The organism is Aeromicrobium choanae (assembly GCF_900167475.1).
Classification (GTDB): Bacteria; Actinomycetota; Actinomycetes; order Propionibacteriales; family Nocardioidaceae; genus Aeromicrobium; species Aeromicrobium choanae.
Genome location: NZ_LT796768.1, coordinates 3186586 through 3207806, shown reverse-complemented (window position 1 = coordinate 3207806; position 21221 = coordinate 3186586). Strand labels below are relative to the sequence as shown.

At 71.8% G+C, this 21221-nt stretch carries 17 protein-coding genes; 4 read left to right on the top strand and 13 right to left on the bottom strand.

Translation table 11 applies throughout. The features are described from left to right. Window positions 1-11 precede the first annotated feature (11 nt). The 10 genes from B5D60_RS15595 to nagA form a co-directional block, all read right to left on the bottom strand. A complete protein-coding gene (locus B5D60_RS15595; RefSeq protein ID WP_078701013.1) occupies window positions 12-1271 on the bottom strand; it encodes an ammonium transporter in 1260 nt (419 codons plus the stop codon). A 57-nt stretch (window positions 1272-1328) separates the two neighbouring features. Beyond that, window positions 1329-2498, bottom strand: a complete 1170-nt coding sequence (ftsY, locus tag B5D60_RS15590) for a signal recognition particle-docking protein FtsY (protein ID WP_078701012.1) — start codon at window positions 2496-2498, stop codon at window positions 1329-1331. After that, the gene (gene cydC / locus B5D60_RS15585; protein WP_078701011.1) at window positions 2495-4096 is read right to left on the bottom strand and encodes a thiol reductant ABC exporter subunit CydC; all 1602 of its coding nucleotides are present in this window, start codon (window positions 4094-4096) and stop codon (window positions 2495-2497) included. The genes ftsY and cydC overlap by 4 nt, the downstream gene beginning before the upstream one ends. Then, the gene (gene cydD / locus B5D60_RS15580) at window positions 4093-5688 is read right to left on the bottom strand and encodes a thiol reductant ABC exporter subunit CydD (RefSeq protein WP_172806389.1); all 1596 of its coding nucleotides are present in this window, start codon (window positions 5686-5688) and stop codon (window positions 4093-4095) included. Before cydD ends, cydC begins: the two co-directional genes overlap by 4 nt. Next, a complete protein-coding gene (gene cydB / locus B5D60_RS15575) occupies window positions 5685-6680 on the bottom strand; it encodes a cytochrome d ubiquinol oxidase subunit II (protein WP_078701009.1) in 996 nt (331 codons plus the stop codon). Before cydB ends, cydD begins: the two co-directional genes overlap by 4 nt. 10 nt (window positions 6681-6690) lie before the next feature. Next, window positions 6691-8121, bottom strand: a complete 1431-nt coding sequence (locus B5D60_RS15570; RefSeq protein WP_078701008.1) for a cytochrome ubiquinol oxidase subunit I — start codon at window positions 8119-8121, stop codon at window positions 6691-6693. 119 nt (window positions 8122-8240) lie between these two features. Beyond that, on the bottom strand, window positions 8241-8651 hold the full coding sequence (locus B5D60_RS15565) for an acyl-CoA thioesterase (RefSeq protein WP_078701007.1): 411 nt from the start codon (window positions 8649-8651) through the stop codon (window positions 8241-8243). Continuing rightward, window positions 8648-12202, bottom strand: a complete 3555-nt coding sequence (gene smc, locus B5D60_RS15560; RefSeq protein WP_078701006.1) for a chromosome segregation protein SMC — start codon at window positions 12200-12202, stop codon at window positions 8648-8650. Before smc ends, B5D60_RS15565 begins: the two co-directional genes overlap by 4 nt. Before the next feature lie 53 nt (window positions 12203-12255). Further along, window positions 12256-12456, bottom strand: a complete 201-nt coding sequence (locus B5D60_RS15555; protein ID WP_078701005.1) for a hypothetical protein — start codon at window positions 12454-12456, stop codon at window positions 12256-12258. An 83-nt stretch (window positions 12457-12539) separates the two neighbouring features. Further along, a complete protein-coding gene (nagA, locus tag B5D60_RS15550) occupies window positions 12540-13688 on the bottom strand; it encodes an N-acetylglucosamine-6-phosphate deacetylase (RefSeq protein ID WP_078701004.1) in 1149 nt (382 codons plus the stop codon). A gap of 47 nt (window positions 13689-13735) precedes the next feature. Between nagA and B5D60_RS15545 the strand changes: the two genes are divergently transcribed. Beyond that, entirely contained in the window at window positions 13736-14242 is a 507-nt protein-coding gene (locus B5D60_RS15545; RefSeq protein WP_078701003.1) for a PH domain-containing protein, read from the top strand. Next, on the top strand, window positions 14226-15536 hold the full coding sequence (locus B5D60_RS15540) for a PH domain-containing protein (RefSeq protein WP_078701002.1): 1311 nt from the start codon (window positions 14226-14228) through the stop codon (window positions 15534-15536). The genes B5D60_RS15545 and B5D60_RS15540 overlap by 17 nt, the downstream gene beginning before the upstream one ends. Here B5D60_RS15540 and dusB read toward each other — a convergent pair. The 3 genes from dusB to B5D60_RS15525 are packed head-to-tail and all read right to left on the bottom strand — an operon-like array spanning window position 15523 to window position 18592. Further along, window positions 15523-16659, bottom strand: coding sequence for a tRNA dihydrouridine synthase DusB (gene dusB, locus B5D60_RS15535; protein ID WP_078701001.1), 1137 nt, complete (start codon window positions 16657-16659; stop codon window positions 15523-15525). The genes B5D60_RS15540 and dusB overlap by 14 nt on opposite strands. After that, complete coding sequence (locus tag B5D60_RS15530; RefSeq protein ID WP_078701000.1) at window positions 16647-17204, bottom strand: hypothetical protein; 558 nt, start codon at window positions 17202-17204, stop codon at window positions 16647-16649. Before B5D60_RS15530 ends, dusB begins: the two co-directional genes overlap by 13 nt. 2 nt (window positions 17205-17206) lie before the next feature. Further along, window positions 17207-18592 carry a glycine--tRNA ligase gene (locus tag B5D60_RS15525; RefSeq protein ID WP_078700999.1) on the bottom strand — a complete coding sequence of 462 codons (1386 nt, stop codon included), beginning with the start codon at window positions 18590-18592 and terminating at the stop codon, window positions 17207-17209. A 162-nt stretch (window positions 18593-18754) separates the two neighbouring features. On the opposite strand from B5D60_RS15525, the gene B5D60_RS15520 reads away from it, so the two are divergent. After that, window positions 18755-19852 (top strand): ROK family transcriptional regulator, encoded by a 1098-nt coding sequence (locus tag B5D60_RS15520; protein ID WP_078700998.1) that lies wholly within the window; start codon window positions 18755-18757, stop codon window positions 19850-19852. Between the two features lie 53 nt (window positions 19853-19905). Then, window positions 19906-21153 (top strand): extracellular solute-binding protein, encoded by a 1248-nt coding sequence (locus tag B5D60_RS15515; RefSeq protein WP_078700997.1) that lies wholly within the window; start codon window positions 19906-19908, stop codon window positions 21151-21153. The last annotated feature ends 68 nt before the right edge of the window (window positions 21154-21221 follow it).

Below are 21221 nucleotides of genomic sequence, written 5' to 3'. Positions count from 1 at the left end.
ATTCTCCGTTCTCAGAAGCTGGATCCGGTGGACCCGGCGATGTCGTAGGCCGATTCTCCGTGCTGGGCGAAGTCGATGCCGTGGGTGACCTCGTCCTCGTCGTCGACGCGCCAGCCGATCGTGTGCTTGATGGCCAGGGCGATGATCGTGGTGAACACGCCCGTCCACACGATGGCGATGAGGGCCGCCATGAACTGGTTGAACAGCGACTCGAAGCCGCCGCCGTAGAGCAGCCCGTCGATGCCACCGGGCGCCGAGGCGGTGGAGAACAGGCCGATGAGCAGGGTGCCGACGAGGCCGCCGACGAGGTGGACGCCGACCACGTCGAGCGAGTCGTCGAGGCCGAACTTGAACTTCAGGCCGACCGCCCAGGCGCACAGGGCGCCCGAGGCCGCTCCGATCGCGATGGCGCCGACGATGCCGACCGCACCGCACGCGGGGGTGATCGCCACGAGTCCGGCGACGATGCCCGACGCCGCGCCGAGCGACGTGGCCTTGCCGTGGAGGATCCTCTCGACCGCCAGCCAGGCCAGGATCGCGGCCATCGTGGCGACGGTCGTGTTCATGAAGGTCACGCCGGTCTCGGTCATGAACTGGGCGGTGTCCTTCGCGCCGCCGTCGCCCTCGGCGAAGACGATGGAGCCGACGTTGAAGCCGTACCAGCCGAACCACAGCAGCGCGGCGCCCATCATCGTCAGCGGCAGGTTGTGGGGGCGCATCTGCTCGCGCGGCCAGCCGATCCGCCGGCCGATGATCAGCGCCAGGATGCCGCCCGCGATGCCGGCGTTGATGTGCACCACGGTGCCGCCGGCGTAGTCCTGGGCCGGGAAGTGCTCGGCGATGAAGCCGCCACCCCACACCATGTGCGCGATCGGGAAGTACGAGAACGTGACCCACAGCGGCAGGAAGACCAGCCAGGCCGAGAACTTCACGCGATCGGCGATCGCGCCGGAGATGAGGGCCGCGGTGATGATCGCGAAGGTCATCTGGAACGCGACGGCGATGTAGTCGCCCCACTCGACGCCCTCGAGCCCGAAGAGCTCGAACGGGTTCGCGAAGAACCCGCCGACGTCCTGGCTTCCGAACGACATCGACCAGCCCCAGAGCACGTAGACGATTCCCACGACGGCCGCGGCCACGTAGGACATCATCATCATGTTCAGCACGGAGCGAGCGCGGGTCATGCCGCCGTAGAACAGGGCGAGCGCGGGCACGGTCATCATGAGCACCAGGGCCGTGGCCATGAGCATCCAGGCGTAGTAACCATCCATGCCCGCCACTGTGGCCGTCCTCGATTTCGCGTCGGGACGCTCCGTGTTACGTCTGTGTTACGCCTCCAGGAGGGCGTCGACGAAGTCGGCCGGGTCGAACGGCGCGAGGTCGTCGGGGCCCTCGCCGAGGCCGACGTACTTGACCGGCACGCCCAGCTCGCGCTGCACGGCGATGACGATGCCGCCCTTCGCGGTGCCGTCGAGCTTCGTCAGCACGATGCCCGTGACGTCGACGACCTCGCCGAACACGCGGGCCTGGGTGAGGCCGTTCTGACCCGTGGTGGCGTCGATGACCAGCAGCACCTCGGTGACGGGAGCCTGCTTCTCGATGACGCGCTTGACCTTGCCGAGCTCGTCCATCAGGCCCGACTTGGTGTGCAGGCGGCCGGCGGTGTCGACCAGGACGACGTCGACGCCGTCGGCGATGCCCTGCTTGACGGTCTCGAAGCCGACGCTCGCCGGGTCGGCGCCCTCGTGGCTGCGCACGGTGGGCACGCCCACGCGGGCGCCCCAGGTCTCCAGCTGGTCGGCGGCGGCGGCGCGGAACGTGTCGGCCGCGCCGAGCAGGACCGAGCGGTCCTCGGCGACGAGCACGCGGGCGAGACGGCCCACGGTGGTGGTCTTGCCGGTGCCGTTGACGCCGACCACGAGCACGACGCCGGGCAGGCTGTCGTTGCCGGTCGTGTGCATCGTGCGGTCGAGCGAGGGGCCGACGAGGCCCAGCAGCTCGTCGCGCAGCACGGCCTTGGCGCGTGCCGGGTCCTTGACGCCCTCGGCGGCCAGCCGGGCGCGCAGGTTCGTGACGAGCTCGGTGGTGGGACCGACGCCGACGTCCGCCGCCAGCAGGGTGTCCTCGATCTCCTCCCACTGGTCCTCGGTGAGGTCGCCGCCACCGAGGAGCGACAGCAGGCCCCGGCCCAGGCTCGTCTGCGAGCGCGACAGGCGCGAGCGGAGGCGCCCGAGACGGCCCTGCGGGGTCTCGGGGCGCTCGATCGTGGGGGCCGCCGGGGCGGCCGGCTCCTCCTCGAGGACCCCGGCCTCCAGCTCCTCGACCTCGTCGAGGTCGACCTCGCGCAGCTCGGGATGCTCGATCTCACGCTCGGTGAGCTCGTCCATCACGTCGGGCGGCGGCAGCTCGCGACGCTGGTTGGCGATGAGATAGGCCAGGCCGCCGCCGAGCACGACGACGGCGACGGCGATCAGGACGACGAGGGTCGTGGTGGTCACGGGTCCACCCTAGACAAGGCGACGACGTCGTCGAACCGGGCCAGCACGGCCGGGCTGTGCGAGATGACGACGAGGCTGCGCCCACCGGGGCCCGCCAGGGCGAGGACGTCGTCCATCAGCGCAGCCGCCGTGGGCGCGTCGAGGTGCTCGGTCGGCTCGTCCAGGACCAGCACACGGTGGTCGGCCAGCAGCAGCCGCGCCAGGCACAGTCGCTGGCGCTCGCCGCCGGAGAGTCGTCCGCCGTGCTCACCGACCGGGGTGTCGAGGCCCTGCGGCATGACGTCGACCGACGCGAGCAGCCCGGCGGACGCGAGCGCGGCACGCAGGCGCTGGTCGTCGGCCTCCGGGTCGGCGATGCGCAGGTTCTCGCGGATCGAGGTGTCGAACACCGCGTCGTCCTGGCCGAGATAGCCGATGCGGCGCCGGACGTCGGCGGCGGCGAGACCGGTCGTGGGGACGCCTCCGAGGGTGACGGTGCCGTGCCATGTCGGCAGGAGCCGCAGCAGGGCGTAGGCGAGCGTGGACTTGCCGACCCCGCTGGGACCCGTGACGGCGATCGCGGCGCCCTCGGCCAGCTTGAACGAGATCGGCGCCGTCACGGGCGCGTCCCAGCCGACGCGGACCCCCTCGACGACGAGGTCGTTCCCGGCCGGCAGCGGTCGCGGGTCGGACGGGTCCTCGACCGGCGCGCCGAGGTCCGCGAGGGCGGCGAGCCGTGCCGCCGCCGCCGTGATCTCCGGCCGCAGCCGCTCGGCCTCGGACCAGCCGTCCCACGGCTCGATCAGCGCGATCGGCGCCAACAGGACCACACCGACGAGCACGGGGTCGAGGCCGCCCGACCAGGCGGCCAGGACGGCGACCGTCGCGCCCGCCACGGCCAGCACGCCGGCCGATCCGATGCCGGCGACGCTCGCGCCACCGGACTGCGCCGACTCCGCGTCGCCGGTGGCCGTCGAGGCGATGGCACGCGCCTCCTCGGCGGCGCCGAAGGCCACGAGCTCGCGGGCGGCGACGGCTGCGGCGGCGACCTCGGCCGACAGGCGTCCCTGCGCCTCGGCGCGACCGCCGCGGGACGTGCCGGCACGCCCGACGAGCCACCTCAGCGACACCGCCGCCAGCGCGACACCGGCCGCGATGACCAGTCCCGAACGGGCGTCGATGAGCGCCACGACGGCCACGACGACGGCCGTGGCCGCCAGACCGACCCACCACGGGATCCGCAGTCGCAACAGCCGGTCCTGCATCCGGGCCACGTCGGCGACGACCCGGCTGACGAGGTCGCCACGGCGTAGGTCGCCCAGTCCGGCGGGCGCCGCCCGGTCGAGGTCGGTGTAGGTGGCGACGCGCTGCTCGACGGCGTCGGCGAGGGCTACGTCGTGCGTCAGCAGCCGCTCCACGTAGCGCAGCACGGATCGCGAGATGCCGAAGAAGCGCACCGAGACGATCGCGACCATGAGGTAGAGCACGGGCGGCTGCTCCGCGGCCCGGACGATGAGCCACGCCGACGCCAGGAGCAGACCGACGGCGGCCAGCTGGGCCGCGACGCCCGTCGCGAGCCCGGCGCCCAGGCGCACCCGGCGCGAGTACGTGCGACTCATGCGGCGACCTCGACGACCCGGTCGGCCGCGGCCACCGTCTCGGGCCGGTGCGTCACGACCAGCACGGTGGCACCCGAGGCGCGCAGGGCCGTCAGCACCGTGGCCTCGTGGTGGGCGTCGAGGCCCGCGGTGGGCTCGTCCAGCAGCACGAGCCAGGCGCCCGTGAGTCGGACCCGCAGCAGGGCCCGCGCCACCGCCACGCGGCGCCGCTCCCCCGCGGACAGGTCGGTGGTGCCCTCACGCACGGCTCGGTCCAGTGCGAGGTCGAGTCCTGCGTCGAGGGCGGCCGAGGCGATCTCCTCGCCACTCGCGCCTCGTTGGCCCAGCGCGACGTTCTGGCCGACGGTGCCGGCCACGAGGTGCGGGGTCTGCGGCACCCAGGCGACCGACTCCCGCCACGCGGCGATGTCGAGGTCTGCCAGTGCGGTGTCGCCGATCGTGACCGTGCCCGCGTCGAGTCGCTCGAAGCCGAGCAGGACGTCCAGCAGGGTGGACTTCCCGCCGCCCGAGCGCCCGATGACGGCAAGGAACTCCCCCGGCTCCACGCGCAGGTCGTCGACGGCCAGCGACAGCGCACTGCGGCCCGGATGAGTCAGCCGCGCACCGCGCACCGTGATCGCCGAGGGCCCGGACGGGGGCGTGACGGTCCCCTCGTGGCGGTCGTGGTCCAGCAGGTCGAGCAGCTCGGCGGTGGCCGTCGCGCCCTCGGTGCTGTCGTGGAACATCATCCCGACCCGGCGCACCGGGAGGTACGCCTCGGGCGCGAGGAGCAGGACGAACATCGCGTCGCGCAGGTCGAGATGACCCTCGACGACCCGCAGGCCGACGCTCACGGCCACGAGGGCCACCGAGATCGTCGAGATCAGCTCGAGCACCAGGGAGGACAGGAAGGCGAGCCGCAGGGCGCGCATCGTCTCGACCCGGTGCCGGTCGCCGACCTCGCGGATCCCTCGCTCCTGGCGCCGGCCGAAGACCTTCAGCACGACCAGCCCGTCGAGCACGTCGGTGAAGTGCCGGGCCAGCCGCTCCATGGCGGACCAGCGACGCTCCACGCGGTCGCGCGTCAGCACGCCGACGAGCCACATGAAGAGCCCGATGAGCGGCAGCGTGACCACGATGAGCACCGCCGACAGCGGGTCGGTCCAGGCGATGACCGCGATGACGGCAGCCGGCACGATCGCCGCGAGCGCCAGCTGCGGCAGGAAACGCCCGACGTAGCCGTCGAACGCGTCCATCCCGGGGCCGAGCAGGGCCACGAGCCGCCCGCTGGCCGGCCGCGGACCGATGCGCCGCGGATCGAGCAGGTCATCCACCACCTCGGACCGCAGCTCGGCCTTCACGCGGATCGCGGCCCGCTCGCTGACGACACCGTGCGCCCAGGCGATCGCTGCCCGCAGCCCGAAGGCCGCGGCGATCGCGAGCGGGAACAGCAGCACCTCGGCGCCGGTGAACCGGCGGGCGACGACCTCGGCGACGCACCAGGAGACGCCGATGATGAGCAGGGCCGTGAGCACGCCCAGGACCACCGACCACACCAGGTGGGTGCGGACGGTGGCCGAGCGGCGGACGAGCCGCGGGTCGAGGGGTCTCACGCCGGGATGTGCTGGACGCCGATGCGCTTGCGGAACACCCAGTACGACCACGCCTGGTACATCAGCACGATGGGCGTGAAGGCCACCGCCACCCACGTCATGATCTTGAGCGTGTAGGGCGTCGACGACGCGTTCTCGGTGGTCAGGCTGAACGCCGGGTCGAGCGTCGAGGGCATGACGTCGGGGAACAGCGCGACGAACAGCATCGCCACGACGCCGGCGATCGCCACGGCCGTGCCGACGAAGGCCCAGCCGTCACGGTCGCGCATGCTGGCGGCCAGGCCCCCGAGGAACGCGAGGGCGGCCACGCCACCGATCACCCAGACGGCGAGGTCGCCGTCGCGGACCGCGGTCCAGCCGATGAACGCCACCGCGAGCACCGCGACGACGGCGCCCAGCCGCTGCGCGAACGCGTGCGCCCGCACGCGGATGTCGCCGACGGTCTTGAGCGCCACGAAGAACGCCCCGTGCACGAGGAAGACCGACGTCGTGAGCAGGCCACCGAGCAGTGCGTACGGGTTGAGCAGGTTGAAGAACCCGCCCACGTACTCGTGGGACTCGTTGATCGGCACACCGCGGATGATGTTGGCGAACGCGACGCCCCACAGCAGCGCCGGCACGAACGAGCCGATGATGATCGCCCAGTCCCAGCGGTCGCGCCACTCCTGCTGGTCGCGCAGGCCGCGGTACTCGAACGCGACCCCGCGGACGATCAGGGCGATCAGGATCAGGAACAGCGGCAGGTAGAAGCCGCTGAACAGCGTGGCGTACCACTCCGGGAAGGCGGCGAACATCGCGCCGCCGCCGACGATGAGCCACACCTCGTTGCCGTCCCAGACCGGACCGATGGTGTTGACGAGGACGCGGCGCTCCTTCTCGTCCTTGGCCAGCAGGCCGACGAGCATGCCGACGCCGAAGTCGAAGCCCTCCAGCACGAAGTACCCGACGAACAGGAAGGCGATCAGGATGAACCAGACGGTGGTGAGTTCCATGGCGGTCTCCTCAGTACGCGAACGCCAGCGGGGCGTCGGAGTCGTCGTTCGGCTGGGGCGGGTTGGCGTCGGGCAGGCCCTTATCGATGAAGCGCAGCAGCAGCTTGACCTCCACCACAGCCAGCGCGCCGTAGAGCAGCGTGAAGCCCAGCATCGAGGTCCAGACCTGCGCGGCCGAGACCGACGGCGAGACGCCCGCCTCGGTGGGCATCAGGCCGAAGACCACCCACGGCTGGCGCCCCATCTCGGTGAAGATCCAGCCGAAGGAGTTCGCGAACAGCGGCATCAGGGGAAGGACGATCGCGGTCCACAGCAGCCAGCGGGTGGTGCGCGCATCCGGCGCCGGGACCCGACCCTTGCGCAGGACCCACAGGATCCAGGCGCTGGCGGCCATCGCCACGAAGCCCAGGCCCATCATGAGGCGGAAGCTCCAGTAGGTGACCGGGATGTTCGGCGAGAAGTCGGTGATCCCGGAGTCGGCGTACGTCTTGGCGTACTCCTCGTTGAGCGAGTTGATGCCGCGCACCTCACCGTCGAGGCCGCCCGTGGCCAGCTGCGACAGCAGGCACGGGACCTCGACGCTGAACAGCGGCTTCGATCCGTCGAGGGTGCCGACCGTGAACAGGGAGAACGGGGCGCACCCGTCGGAGTCCTCGTAGAGCGCCTCCGCGGCCGCCATCTTCATCGGCTGCACCTCGGTCATGACCTTGCCCTGGATGTCGCCGGTGATGACGACGCCGAGGCCGGCCACGAGCAGCGTCACCGCGCCGAGCTTCGCCGCGCTGCGGAACGCGTCGACGTCCCGGTCGGGCCGGCGGATGAGGTGCCACACCGCGACCGCGGCCACGAACCCGCCGCCGACCATGAAGGCCGCGAACAGGGTGTGCGGCAGCGTGATGAGGGCGACCTTGTTCGTCAGCACCGCCATGAAGTCGTTCAGCTCGGCTCGGCCGCGCTCCTCGTTCATGGTGAAGCCCACGGGGTTCTGCATGAAGGAGTTGGCCGCGAGGATGAAGTACGCCGAGAGGGCCGTCCCGATCGCGGCGATCCAGATCGTCATCAGGTGCAGGCCGGGCTTGAGCCGGTCCCAGCCGAAGATCCACAGGCCCAGGAACGTCGACTCCAGGAAGAAGGCCAGCAGGCCCTCGATCGCGAGCGGTGCGCCGAAGATGTCGCCGACGAACCGGCTGTAGCTGCTCCAGTTCATGCCGAACTGGAACTCCTGCACGATGCCGGTGACGACGCCCATGGCGAAGTTGATGAGGAAGAGCTTGCCGAACATCCGGGTCAGCCGGAGCCACTTCTCGTTCCCGGTGCGCCACCACGCGGTCTGCATGATCGCCACGAGGAACGCCATGCTGATCGTCATCGGCACGAACAGGAAGTGGTAGACGGTCGTGATGCCGAACTGCCACCGGGCGAGGTCGAGTGCTGTGTCCACGCTGGTCCTTCCGACTGCGGATCACACCGTTGTGATCCACCCGCGAGCGTAGGTCGCGCCGGGGTCAGGAACGCCCGGAGGAGCATGCGACGTGGCGGACATCACCCGCCTCTGCCGCCTCAGACCGTGAGGGGCTCCAGCACCGTGCGGATGACGTCGGGAATCGGGGTGACCTTGCGGTCCTCCCCCGTCACGTAGACGTGCACGAACCGGCCGATCGCGGCCGGTTCGGGGTCGTCGCCCTGGTGCAGGCTGATCTCGTAGACGACGCTGGAGCTCCCCAGCTTCGTGACCTTCAGGCCCGCCACGACGTCGAGCGGGAACTTGAGCTCACGCAGGAAGCGGCACGAGGACTCCGCCACGATCCCGTAGGCGGGCAGCCGGCGGATGTCGGTGCCGGTCTCGCGGATGAGGTAGCCGTTCACGGCCGTGTCGAAGTACGAGTAGTACTTCACGTTGTTCACGTGGCCGTAGACGTCCTCGTCCTCCCAGCGCGTGGTGATCGTGAACGTGCCGTGGGGGCTGCTCATGCGGACTCCTCCTCGCGCAGGCGCTGGCTGATCACGGCCGAGACGCCGTCCCCGCGCATCGTGACGCCGTACAGCGCGTCGCAGACCTCCATCGTGCGCTTCTGGTGCGTGATCACGATGAGCTGGGAGTTGGCGCGCAACTCCTCGTAGATCTCCAGGAGGCGGCCGAGGTTCGTGTCGTCGAGCGCCGCCTCGACCTCGTCGAGGATGTAGAACGGGCTGGGTCGCGCCTTGAACAGCGCGACGAGGAACGCGACGGCCACCAGCGAGCGCTCGCCGCCGGAGAGCAGCGACAGCCGCTTGACCTTCTTGCCCGGCGGCCGCGCTTCCACGTCGATGCCGGTCGCGAGCATGTCCGACGGGTCGGTGAGGATCAGGCGGCCCTCGCCGCCGGGGAACAGGCGCGAGAACACGTCGTTGAACTCGCGCTCGACGTCGGCCCAGGCCTCGGTGAACACCTGCTCGACCTTGGCGTCGACGTCGGCGACGATCTCGAGCAGGTCCTCGCGGGTCTTGCGCAGGTCGTCCAGCTGCTCGGAGAGGAACTGGTGACGCTCCTCCAGCGCGGAGAACTCCTCCAGCGCGAGCGGGTTGACCTTGCCCAGCATCGCCAGCTCGCGCTCGGCCGTCTTGAGTCGCTTGGCCTGCTCGGTGCGGTCGAACGGGATGGGCTCGATCTCGCCGGACTCGTCGGCCTGTCCCTCCACGCCGATCGGCAGCACCATCTGGTCGGGACCGTACTCGGCCACGAGCGTGTCGGGCTCGACGCCGAGCTCCTCCAGCGCGCGCTCCTGCAGGGACTCCAACCGCAGCCGCAGCTGGGCGCGGGCCATCTCGTCCTTGTGCACCGAGTCGGTCAGGCCCTCGAGGTCGGACGACAGGCCGCGGACGGTGGAGCGGGCCTCCTTGAGCCGCTGCTCGCGCTCGGACCGCGAGTGCTCGATCTCCACGCGGGTGCGCGTGGCGTCGGCGTACGACTGCTCGAGGTGCTGCAGCGCGGTCTCGGCGGCCTGCAGCACGGCCGTGGCCGTCTCGGCCTCGCGGCGGCGGCGCTCCGCCCGCACCCGGGCGCGCTCGCGAGCCTCGCGCTCGGCCTCGGCGGCCTCGAGCAGCGACGCGACCTGGCCGCCGAGGGCCTTGGCGCGCTCCTCCGCGGTGCGCAGCGCCAGCCGGCCGTCGGTCTCGGCCCGGCGGGCGGCCGAGGCCGCCTCGGCGAGGCGCTCCAGCTCGGCGGTGTCGGGCTCGACGTCGGGTGCGTCCTCCGCGGCGGTGAGCCGCTCCTCGAGCTCGGACAAGCCGGCGACGTCGCGGTCGCGGGCCTCCTCGGCGGCGGCGATGGCGGCCTGCAGGCGCTCGGCCTCGGCGGCGGCAGACCGACTGGTGGTGCCCAGCTGGGCCAGCTTCTCCGCGACGGCGGACATCGACGCGTCGGACTCGTGCAGGCGGGCCAGCGCGGCGTCGACCCGGTCGTTCGCGGCCTGGGCCGCGGTGGTCGCGCGCTCGGACTCGAAGCGCAGCGCCTCCAGCTCGTGGCCGGTGCGCTCGATGGTCTCGCCGGCCTCGTCGATCGCCGCGGTGACCTCGATGAGGCTGGGCGAGCTGGTGGAGCCGCCCTCGGCGAAGTGTGCACCGATGCGGTCGCCGTCGGCGGTGACCGCGGTGACGTCGGGCAGGTCGGCGACGAGTCGCTTCGCGGCCGCGAGCGTCTCGACGACCGCGACCTTGTGCAGCAGGCGGCGCAACGAACCGCGCAGCTCGGCGGGCGCCTCCACGAGTGACTCGGCGTAGACGGCGCCGCCCGGCAGCGAGGGCCAGTCGTCGGTGGACACGTCGCCCGAGCCCAGCAGCAGCCCGGCGCGCCCGAGGTCCTCCTCGCGCAGCAGGTGAAGCGCGTCGATCGCGCTGTCGACGCGGTCGACGGCCACGGCGTCGGCGGCCGAGCCGAGCGCGGCGCCGACGGCTGCCTCGTGGCCGCCACGGACGGTGATCAGGGCGGCGACGGAGCCGAGCACGCCGTTGAGCCGGTCGGAGGCGGCGAGCAGCGCCCCCGAGCCGTCCTTGCGATTCAGACCCAGCTCGAGCGCCTCCTTGCGTGCCGTGGCCGTGGCCAGGCGACGCTCCAGCTCGTCGCGCCTGGACGTCAGCTCGGCGACGGCGGCCTCGGCGGTGGCCAGCGCCGCCTCGGCGCCCTCCAGCTCCTCGTCGAGGCCGGACTCACCGGCGCTCAGTCCGGCGATCGTGCTCTCGAGCGCGCTGAACTCGCGCTGCGACTCCTCGGCGCGCTGCCGGGCCTCGGCGCGCGCGGCCGTCAGGCGGCCGATCTCCTCGCCCGCGGCGGCGGCGCGGCTCTTGAGTCCGTTGACCTGGCCATGCAGGCGGGCCAGCCCCTCGCGGCGGTCGGCGGCCGCGCGCAGCAGTCCGGCGATCCGGCGCTCCTCGGTGGAGTACGCCTCCTCGGCCTCCCCCCGCGAGGCGATGGTGCCCTGGAGCGCCTCGGCCGCGGTGGCGACGTCGGCCTCCAGCTCGACGAGTCGCTCCTGAGCGCGCCGGGCGTCGGCCTCAAGCTCCTCGGGGTCGCGTCCGTCGACGCGGTCCGACGAGGCGTCGGCGGCGAGCCGGATCCGGTCGCGGGCGACGTTGGCAGTGCCGTGGAACCGCTCGCGCAGGCTGCCGAGGGCGTAGACCGTCTCCTGGGCGCGGGCGAGCAGGGGTGCGTCGGTGGCGAGGGCCTGCTCGAGCTCGGCCTCGATGCGACGGGCGTCGGCGAGAGCCTTCTCGACCTCCTCGCGACGGGCGCGCAGCGCGTGCTCGTCGGCCAGCTCGGTCTCGATCGTGGTGCGCGCGGCGACGATGTCGTCGGCGAGCAGGCGGGCGCGGGCGTCGCGCACCGTGGCCTGGATGCCCGCCGCGCGGCGGGCGACCTCGGCCTGGCGACCCAGCGGCTTGAGCTGGCGGCGCAGCTCGGTGAGCACGTCGTTGAGGCGGGTCAGGTTGTCCTGCGTGGCGTCGAGCTTGCGGAGCGCCTTCTCCTTGCGCTTGCGGTGCTTCAGGACGCCGGCGGCCTCCTCGACGAAGCCGCGGCGCTCCTCGGGGGTGGCGCGCAGCACCGAGTCGAGCTGGCCCTGGCCCACGATGACGTGCATCTCGCGCCCGATGCCGGAGTCGCTCAGCAGCTCCTGGACGTCGAGCAGGCGGCACGTGTTCCCGTTGATCGCGTACTCGGAGCCGCCGCTGCGGAACATCGTGCGGCTGATCGTGACCTCGGCGTACTCGATCGGCAGCGCGCCGTCGGAGTTGTCGATCGTCAGGACGACCTCGGCACGGCCGAGGGGTGCGCGGCCGGCGGTGCCGGCGAAGATGACGTCCTCCATCTTGCCGCCGCGCAGCGTCTTGGCGCCCTGCTCGCCCATCACCCACGACAAGGCGTCGACGACATTGGACTTGCCGGACCCGTTGGGGCCGACGACTGCCGTGATGCCGGGTTCGAGGGCCAGCGTCGTGGACGACGCGAAGGACTTGAATCCCCGCAGCGTGAGGGTCTTCAGATACACGACGTCAGCCTAGTGCCTGCGATGTCGGCCATCGCAGGGGAAACGCCGCAGGATCAGCGAGCAGCGGACTCGAGCAGCTCGGCGAGGTCGCCGTCGTGCGCGGTCTCGGCGAGGCGCGCGAGGAGGCCGTCGTTCTCGGCCTTCAGTCGCAGCACCTCGTTCTCGAGGTCGCCGATCCGGCGGCGCAGGACCGCAGCCTCGTGAGCGTGCTCAGGGGACGGGCCACCGACGTAGCCGTACAGCGCTTTGGCCATGTTCATCCTTGTTCAGGAGAGGTGGAGGGCAGGGCAGCCGCGAAGGCTGCGTCTACCAGTGTCCCACCGGGTCGGCCGCTCGGTCAACCGGAGCGGCGGCCGGCGATCCACGTGTGCGAGACCCGGAGCTCGGCGGCATCCAGCACGACCAGATCGGCGGGAGTCCCGGGCGCGAGGGTGCCGAGCTCGGGCGCGCCGAGGGCGACGGCGGGAACGGTGCTGGCCGCCCGGATCGCGGTGGCGACGTCGACCCCGGCAGCCCGGACGACGTGGGCGATGCAGGCGTCGAGCCGCACCGCGGCACCGGCGATCGTGCCGTCCTCACGGCGCGCCGGCTGGTCCTCGTCGATGACGACCGCGGCTCCCCCGAGCTCGTACCGGCCGGGCGGCATCCCGAAGGTCGACAGGTCGTCGGTGACGAGCATGATGCGGCCCGCGGCGCTGGCGAACGCGACCTGCAGGGCGATCGGGTCGACGTGGTGCCCGTCGGCGATCAGGCCTGGGGTCAGGCGCGCGTCGGTCAGCGCGACGCCGACCACCCCACCATCGCGGTGCGCCAGCCCCCGCTGGGCGTTGTAGAGGTGGGTCACGAGTGTCGCACCGGCGTCCACGGCGCGAGTCGCGGTCGCATCGTCGGCGTCGCTGTGGCCGATGCTCACCCGGACCCCGGCACGGACGAGCCGCTCGATCGCCTCGAGGGCGCCGTCACGCTCGGGGGCGAGCGTCACGTAGCCCAGGTCCGCTCCCCCGGCCTCGATCAGCGCGTCGACGCGCTCGGGCGTCGGGTCGACGAGGAACGCCTCGTCGTGCGCGCCCTTGCAGGCGGCCGAGATGAATGGTCCCTCGACGTGGGCACCGAGCAGGCGCGTCGCACCGGGACGGCCGGCGAGCCGGGTGCGCTGGCCCCGGAAGTCCCGCAGCTGCTCGACGAGGTCCTCGACAGGGGCGGTGATGAAGGTCGGCGCGATCGCGGTGACGCCGGTCGCGGCGAGGCCGTCGACGATCCGGTCCCACTCGTCGTCGGTCGCGACGGCGAAGTCAGCCCCGTAGGCGCCGTTGATCTGGGCGTCGACGAGTCCCGGCGCGAGGATGCCGTCGTGGTGCTCGTCGGCGGGCCTCGGAGGAGCGCCCGTGCCGGACGCGACGATCGTGCCGTCGGCGACCTCGACCCAGCCCGGCTCGAGGTCGACTCCGACGTCGACGACCGCCGCGGCGCTGATCAGGTGTCCCACGAGAGGGGACCGTACACGCTGCGTGGCGCAGCCCTAGGGTGGATCGCATGCGTCAGGACCTGTTCACCAGCCCCGAAGGCGAGTGGACCGCCGTCTCGCCCCAGCTCGCCACGGCCCGCGGACTCATCGGCACGGCGTGCGGCGTCGTGCTCCTGCTCCTCTCGGCGGGCCTGTGGGTTCCGTTCGACGGGGCCCTCGGCGGATGGGACTGGCTCGTGTGGCTCCCCGCCGGCGCCGGGTTGGCGCTCATCGCGTGGATCTGGTGGTGGGCACCGCGCAACCGTCGCAGCTGGGGCTACGCCGAGGCCGAGGACGACTTCATCGTGCGCGGCGGCATCATGTTCCGCCGGCTCGTGGTGGTCCCCTACGGCCGCATGCAGTTCGTCGACGTGCAGTCGGGTCCCGTCGCCCGCGCGCTCGGGTTCAGCACGGTCACGTTGCACACCGCGTCCACGTCCACGGCCGCCGAGATCCCCGGCGTCCCCCTCGACGAGGCCACCCGCCTGCGCGACCGGCTGACCGATCTCGGTGAGGGTCATGGCGCCGGCGTCTGAGGCGCACCGCACCCACCCGCTCACCGCGCTGCTGCAGGGCCTGATCTGGGGCGCCGGCGTGGCCGTGGCCGTGTCGTGGCAGGCCCTCGACTTCAGCGACCCCCAGTGGTGGACGCTCGCGTCCCTCCCGGCGGGCTTCGTCCTCGGCGCCGTGGCCGGCTGGGTCAGCTGGCTCTTCACGCGCTACGTGATCGACGACCAGGAGGTCCGGGTCGAGAAGGGCGTGCTGTTCAAGTCCTCGCGGCGGATCCCGTTCGAGCGGCTGCAGTCCGTCGACATCAACGAGCCGCTCATCGCCCGGCTGGTCGGGCTCTCCGAGCTGACGATCGAGATGGCCGGCGGCTCCGACTCCCGCACGCGGCTGCGCTTCCTGACCCTGACCGAGTCCCGTCGGCTGCGCCGGCTCCTGCTCGAGCGCGCCCACGGCACGCCCCAGGAGACCGAGGGCGACGGCGGAGTCCCGCTGGAGGAGCATCGCCAGGTGCTGCACATCGTGCCGCCCGATCGCATCATCATCGGCACCCTGCTGTCGCTGGACTTCGTCGCGACCGTGCTGGCCGCCGTGGGATCGATCGGCTTCGCCCTCTTCACCGAGACCGGCTGGGCCCTGCTGGCCATCCTCATCCCGGCCCTGTGGGGCATCGGCCAGATGATCACCAACCGGATCTTCGCCCAGTGGGACTTCACGCTGTCCCGGAGTCCTCGCGGACTGCGCATCGAGCGTGGGCTGCTCAGCCGCAGCTCCCAGACGATCCCCTACGACCGCGTGCAGGGCATCGCCGTCGTCGAGCCGATCGTCTGGCGCCGCTATCGCTGGTCACGTCTCGACGTGGACGTCGCCGGCTACGGCGCCACCTCCGACGACAGTGGCGGCGTCTCGTCGACCACCCTGCTGCCGATCGCCGACCTCGACCTCGCCCAGCGGATCGTCGACGAGCTGATCCCCGATCCCGACCGGGGCACCGGCGCCCGGGTGCGCCCCACGAGCAGGTCGCGGATCTTCGCGCCGATCGGCTGGAAGTACCGCTGGCTGGAGTCCACCGCCCACACGGTGACCACGGCCACGGGCTGGATCACCCGCAGTCGCTCGATCGTGCCGCACCACAAGGTGCAGTCGGTGGAGTTCTCGCAGGGCCCGCTGCAGCGCCGGCTGCGCGTCGCCTCGGTGCACGTGCACACGCCCGACGGGCCGGTCTCGGCGAAGGCGGCCCACCTCGACGCGGAGGTCGCGCGCCGCGTGTCGTTCGAGGAGGTCGAGCGGGCGCGCGAGGCGCGCCGGGTCAGCCGCCGCTGATCGCGCTCTCGGCGGCCACGTCCATGGCGCCCGACATCTCACGGGAATCCAGCCAGCCCTCGGGCAGCACGACCTTGCGCGGGGAGCCCTGGCGGCCACGTGGCACGCCGAGCTCGCTCACCGGGAATGGCACGTCGGGGTCGAGGTCGCTGAGCAGCTCGTCGAGCGCCCGGTAGGAGCTGACGTGCCCGAGCCGGTCGCGCACGCTCGAGCCCGCGGGGAAGCCCTTGAGGTACCACGCGACGTGCTTGCGGAACTCGACGCAGCCGCGCTCCTCGCCCAGCCACTCCCCCAGCAGCTCGGCGTGGCGGCGCATGACGGCCATGACCTCGCCGAGGTTCGGCAGGGTGGCGACGGTGCGGCCGTCGAAGGCGGCCGCGAGATCGCGGAACAGCCACGGCCGCCCGAGGCAGCCGCGACCGACGACGACGCCGTCGCAACCGGTCTGCTCGACCATCGCGAGCGCGTCGGAGGCCTCCCAGATGTCGCCGTTGCCGAGCACCGGGATGTCGACGGCGGCCTTGAGTTCGCCGATCGCGTCCCAGTCGGCGCGCCCGCTGTAGTGCTGCGCGGCGGTGCGGCCGTGCAGCGCGATCGCGGCGCAGCCGGTGTCCTGGGCGAGGCGCCCGGCGTCGAGGTAGGTCAGGTGGTCCTCGTCGATGCCCTTGCGGGTCTTCATCGTGACCGGCACACCGTACGGCTCGGCTGCGCTCACGGCCGCGGTGAGGATCTGGCCCAGCAGCGTGGCCTTCCACGGCAGCGCCGAGCCGCCGCCCTTGCGGGTCACCTTGGGCACGGGGCAGCCGAAGTTGAGGTCGACGTGGTCGACGCCGTGGTCGGCGCACAGGATCTCCACGGCACGGCCGACGGTGTCGGGGTCGATGCCGTACAGCTGCACCGAGCGGACCTGCTCGCCCTCGGCGAACGTCAGCATCGACAGACTCGTGGCGTCGCCCTCGACGAGGCCGCGGGTGGTGATCATCTCGCACACGTAGAGCCCGGCCCCCTGCTCGGCGCACAGGCGGCGGAAGGCCACGTTCGTGACGCCGGCCATCGGGGCGAGCACGACCGGCACGTCGACGTGGACGCGCCCGAGGTCGAGGCCCCGCGTCAGGGTCGCCATCGGACCGCCGTGGTGACGTCGCCGGGCTGGAAGTCGACCGACTCGACCGCCGTGCCCCGCGGGACGAGGAACAGCAGGCAGCCCTTGGCCGTCTGACCGGCCGCGAAGGACGCGCCGACCTTCGGCGCCGCGCACGCGGTGAGTCCGGCGGGGGTGGCGGTCGGCGGCACGAGCACGTCGCCCGCGAGGTGCAGCCACCACGGCAGGCCCTCGGGGAACTCCGCCGCGGCCGGACCGCGGTTCCCCATCACGACGCGCACGTAGTACGGCTGCATGCCCTCGGGCACCGTGAACAGCGAGAGGTCGCGGCGCGGCACCTTGTCGATCCGGGCGACGCCCAGCGTCAGCGCGGTGCCCGCCTCGTCGTCGGCCGACGGGTACGCCACGGCCATCGACTCGCGGACCTTCTTCTCGGTGCCCGGATCCGACAGGCTCAGCCCCGTCGGCACCTCGAAGCCGGGCTCGGAAGCTGACGACTCCTGGGCGTCACCGCTCGAGCACGCGGCCAGCGCGAGCAGCAGGACCGCTGCGGCGAGGGCGCGCATGCTCAGCAACCGACGAGGCGCGACGCGAGGTACCCGCTGACCTGGTCCAGGCCGATGCGCTCCTGCGACATCGAGTCGCGCTCCCGGATCGTGACGGCGTCGTCCTCGAGCGTGTCGAAGTCGACGGTGATGCAGAACGGCGTGCCGATCTCGTCCTGGCGGCGGTAGCGCTTGCCGATCGCCTGGGCGTCGTCGAAGTCGACGTTCCAGTTCTGGCGCAACTCGGCGGCGAGGTCGCGCGCCTTGGGCGACAGGGCCTCGTTGCGCGACAGCGGCAGGACCGCGGCCTTCACCGGCGAGAGCCGCGGGTCCAGGCGCAGCACGGTGCGCTTGTCCACGCCGCCCTTGGCGTTGGGCGCCTCGTCCTCGGTGTAGGCGTCCACGAGGAAGGCCATCAGCGAGCGGTTCACGCCGGCAGCCGGCTCGATCACGTACGGGGTCCAGCGCTCGTTGTTGGCCTGGTCGAAGTACGACAGGTCCCGGCCCGAGTGCTCGGCGTGCGTGGACAGGTCGAAGTCGGTGCGGTTCGCGACACCCTCGAGCTCACCGAACTCCGAGCCCGCGAAGCCGAAGCGGTACTCGATGTCGACGGTGCGCTTGGAGTAGTGCGAGAGCTTCTCGGCCGGGTGCTCGAAGAGGCGCAGGTTGTCGGGGTTCACGCCGAGGTCGGTGTACCACTTGAGGCGCGTGTCGATCCAGTACTGGTGCCACTCCTCGTCCTCGCCGGGCTTGACGAAGAACTCCATCTCCATCTGCTCGAACTCGCGCGTGCGGAAGATGAAGTTGCCGGGCGTGATCTCGTTGCGGAAGCTCTTGCCGATCTGGCCGATGCCGAACGGGGGCTTCTGGCGCGAGGACGTCATGACCTGCGCGAAGTTCACGAAGATGCCCTGGGCGGTCTCGGGGCGCAGGTAGTGCAGGCCCTCCTCGGACTCGACCGGGCCGAGGAACGTCTTCAGCAGGCCGTTGAACATGCGCGGCTCGGTCCACTGGCCGCGGGTGCCGCAGTTCGCGCAGACCAGCGTGGACATCTCGACCGCATCGGGGTCGTCGAGGCCGTGCTTCTCGGCGTAGGCCTCCTGGAGGTGGTCCTGGCGGTAGCGCTTGTGGCACTGCAGGCACTCGACCAGCGGGTCGACGAAGGCGGCGAGGTGGCCCGAGGCCTGCCACACCGGCGTCGGCAGGATCACCGAGGAGTCGAGGCCGACGACGTCGTCGCGGCCCTGCACCATCGAGCGCCACCACTGGCGCTTGACGTTCTCCTTGAGCTCGACGCCGAGCGGCCCGTAGTCCCAGGCGGAGCGGGTGCCGCCGTAGATCTCGCCGCACTGGTAGACGAAGCCGCGGCGTTTGCAGAGGCTGATGACGGTGTCGATGACTGAGGCCATGGAGGAAATCCTGTCCGGCTGGATGTCGGCGGGCCGCTGCGCGTCGTCGTGACAACGCGCGCCCGAGGTCAGCGGTCCACGATACCCCCGGTCTCCCGGCGGTCGGCACCGACGTTCATCGAAACGCTTGACGGGCTTTAGTTAGTTTGGTTTATTAACTCTGTGACCTCGACCACAACGACGCGACGTGCGGTGGGCAAGGTGCGTCCGGCCGACACCCGCCGGCACCACCGCACCCTGCTGCTGCAGCACCTCATGGACCACGGGCCCACGACCCGCGCGGACCTCGCTCGCGAGACCGGGCTGACCCGCGTGACCGTGTCGGACCTGGTCGCCGAGATGCTGCAGGAGTCACTGGTCGACGACATCGGCGCGCGGCCCGGCACCCACCTGGGCAAGCCTGCGACGCTCGTGGCGATCTCGCAGGACGCGCCGGTGATCGTGGCCGTCGACCTGTCCGACGACTCGGGCTTCGACGGCGCCGTCGTCGACCTGCACGGCCAGGTCCTCCTGCGCGAGCAGGCCCCGTTCACCCGGGGTGCCGACGCGGTGGACGACGTGTCCACTCTCGTCGCTCACCTCGTCGAGAGCGCACCCCGTCGCGTGCTCGGCATCGGCGTCGGCACGCCGGGCATCATCGACGACGAGGGCGTCGTCCTGCAGGCGCCGAACCTGGCCTGGGAGGACGTCCCCCTCGCCGCCACCCTGACCGAGCGTCACGGGCTTCCCGTGTGCGTCGGCAACGACGCCAACATCGCGGCGGTCGCCGAGGGAGCCTTCGGCGACGGCGACGACGCCGGCCTGCTGATGGTCACGATCGGCCAGGGCGTCGGCGGCGGCATCCTCGTCGACGGCCACCCCGTGGCCGGTCCCCTGCGCTCGGCCGGCGAGATCGGCCACATCGTCGTCGATCCCGACGGAGCCGCCTGCGCCTGCGGGAACCGCGGCTGCCTCGAGACCCTGCTCAGCGCCCCGGCCCTGCGGGCGGCCGGGTCCGACGAGGCCCGCAGCCACGTCGGCGACCTCCTCGGATCTGTCCTGACGCCGATCGTGACGACCCTCGGCATCGCCGACGTCGTCCTGCACGGACCGACCGACCTGCTCGACGGCCCCGTGCTGGAGGCAGCACGCGCCGCCGTCGCCCGCCAGAGTCTCCCCTTCGTCGCCCAGCGCATCAGGATCCGCCTGGTCGCCCACGACGAGCTCGTCCTGACCGGGGCGGCGGCGCTGGTGCGCCATCGCGAGCTGGGAGTCGTGTGAGGTGCGCCCCGCCGAACACTCCACCACCACACATCATGCAGGAGAGGCACATCATGAAGCTCCGTAAGTTCGTGGCGAGCGCGGCCGTGGCCGGGATCGCCCTGAGCGTCCTGGCCGCGTGCGGGGGCGACGACGACTCGTCGTCCGACGCCGGGTCCGACACCATCACCCTGTGGCTCGCGGGCAAGGAGGACACCCCGAAGGAGGCCAGCGACTGGCTGACCAAGGAGTTCGCCGCCCAGAACGACGGCAAGACCCTGAAGATCGAGCGCATCGACTGGGGCGAGCTGCTGACCCGCCTGAACACCGCGCTGCCGAGCGACGAGTCGCCCGACGTCGTCGAGATCGGCAACACCCAGGCCGCCTCGTTCACGAGCATCGGCGCCTTCACCGACCTGACCGACAAGGCCGACGAGCTGGGCGCCATGGGCCCCGAGTCGTTCGTCGAGGCCGGCACGTGGGAGGACAAGCTCTACGCGGTGCCGTACTACTGGGGATCGCGCTACGTCTTCTACAGCAAGAAGGCCCTCAAGGACGCCGGCCTCGAGCCCCCGAAGACCCTCGAGGACTTCAGCGCCGCGGCGACGCAGCTGAAGGCCGACGGCGGCGACAAGTACAGCGGCTTCTGGCTGCCCGGCCAGGACTGGCGCAACGGCATCAGCTGGATCTTCGCGCACGGCGGCGACATCGCCGTGCAGGAGGGCGACGCATGGGTGGGCAAGCTGTCGAGCCCTGAGTCGATCCAGGGCCTCGAGCAGTGGCAGCAGCTGGCCGAGAAGGCCACGACCGCCCCGAAGGACGGCAAGGACGAGGAGGCGTGGACGCCGTTCAACAACGGTGAGGCCGCGATGTTCATGGCGCCGAGCTGGGCGCGCTGGTCGGTCGCCGAGGACAAGGCCGAGGATCTCGGTGGCTTCGCGCTGCCGGGTGTCGACGGTGAGGCCGCCCCGGTCTTCGCCGGCGGCTCGAACCTCGCCGTGTCGGCCAAGTCCAAGAACCAGGACCTGGCCTTCGAGGTGCTCAAGCTGATCTACAGCGACGACTACCAGCAGCTGCTCGCCAAGAACGGCCTCGGCCCGGCGAACGACGAGTTCACGTCGCTCATGGGCGACGACGAGTTCGCCACGGCGGCCATCACCGCGGCCGGAAACTCCAAGCTCACGCCGACCTCGCCCAACTGGGCCGCCGTCGAGACGTCGAGCGTCATGGAGGAGTTCTTCGGCGCCATCGCGAACGGCGAGGACGTCGCCACGGTCGCCAAGGCCACCGACGCCAAGCTCGAGGCCGAGCTGAACAAGTGACACGCTCACGGTGAGGAGTCCGGTGGGGCCCGGTCGAGAGGCCGGGCCCCGCCGCCTGCCGGGAGCAC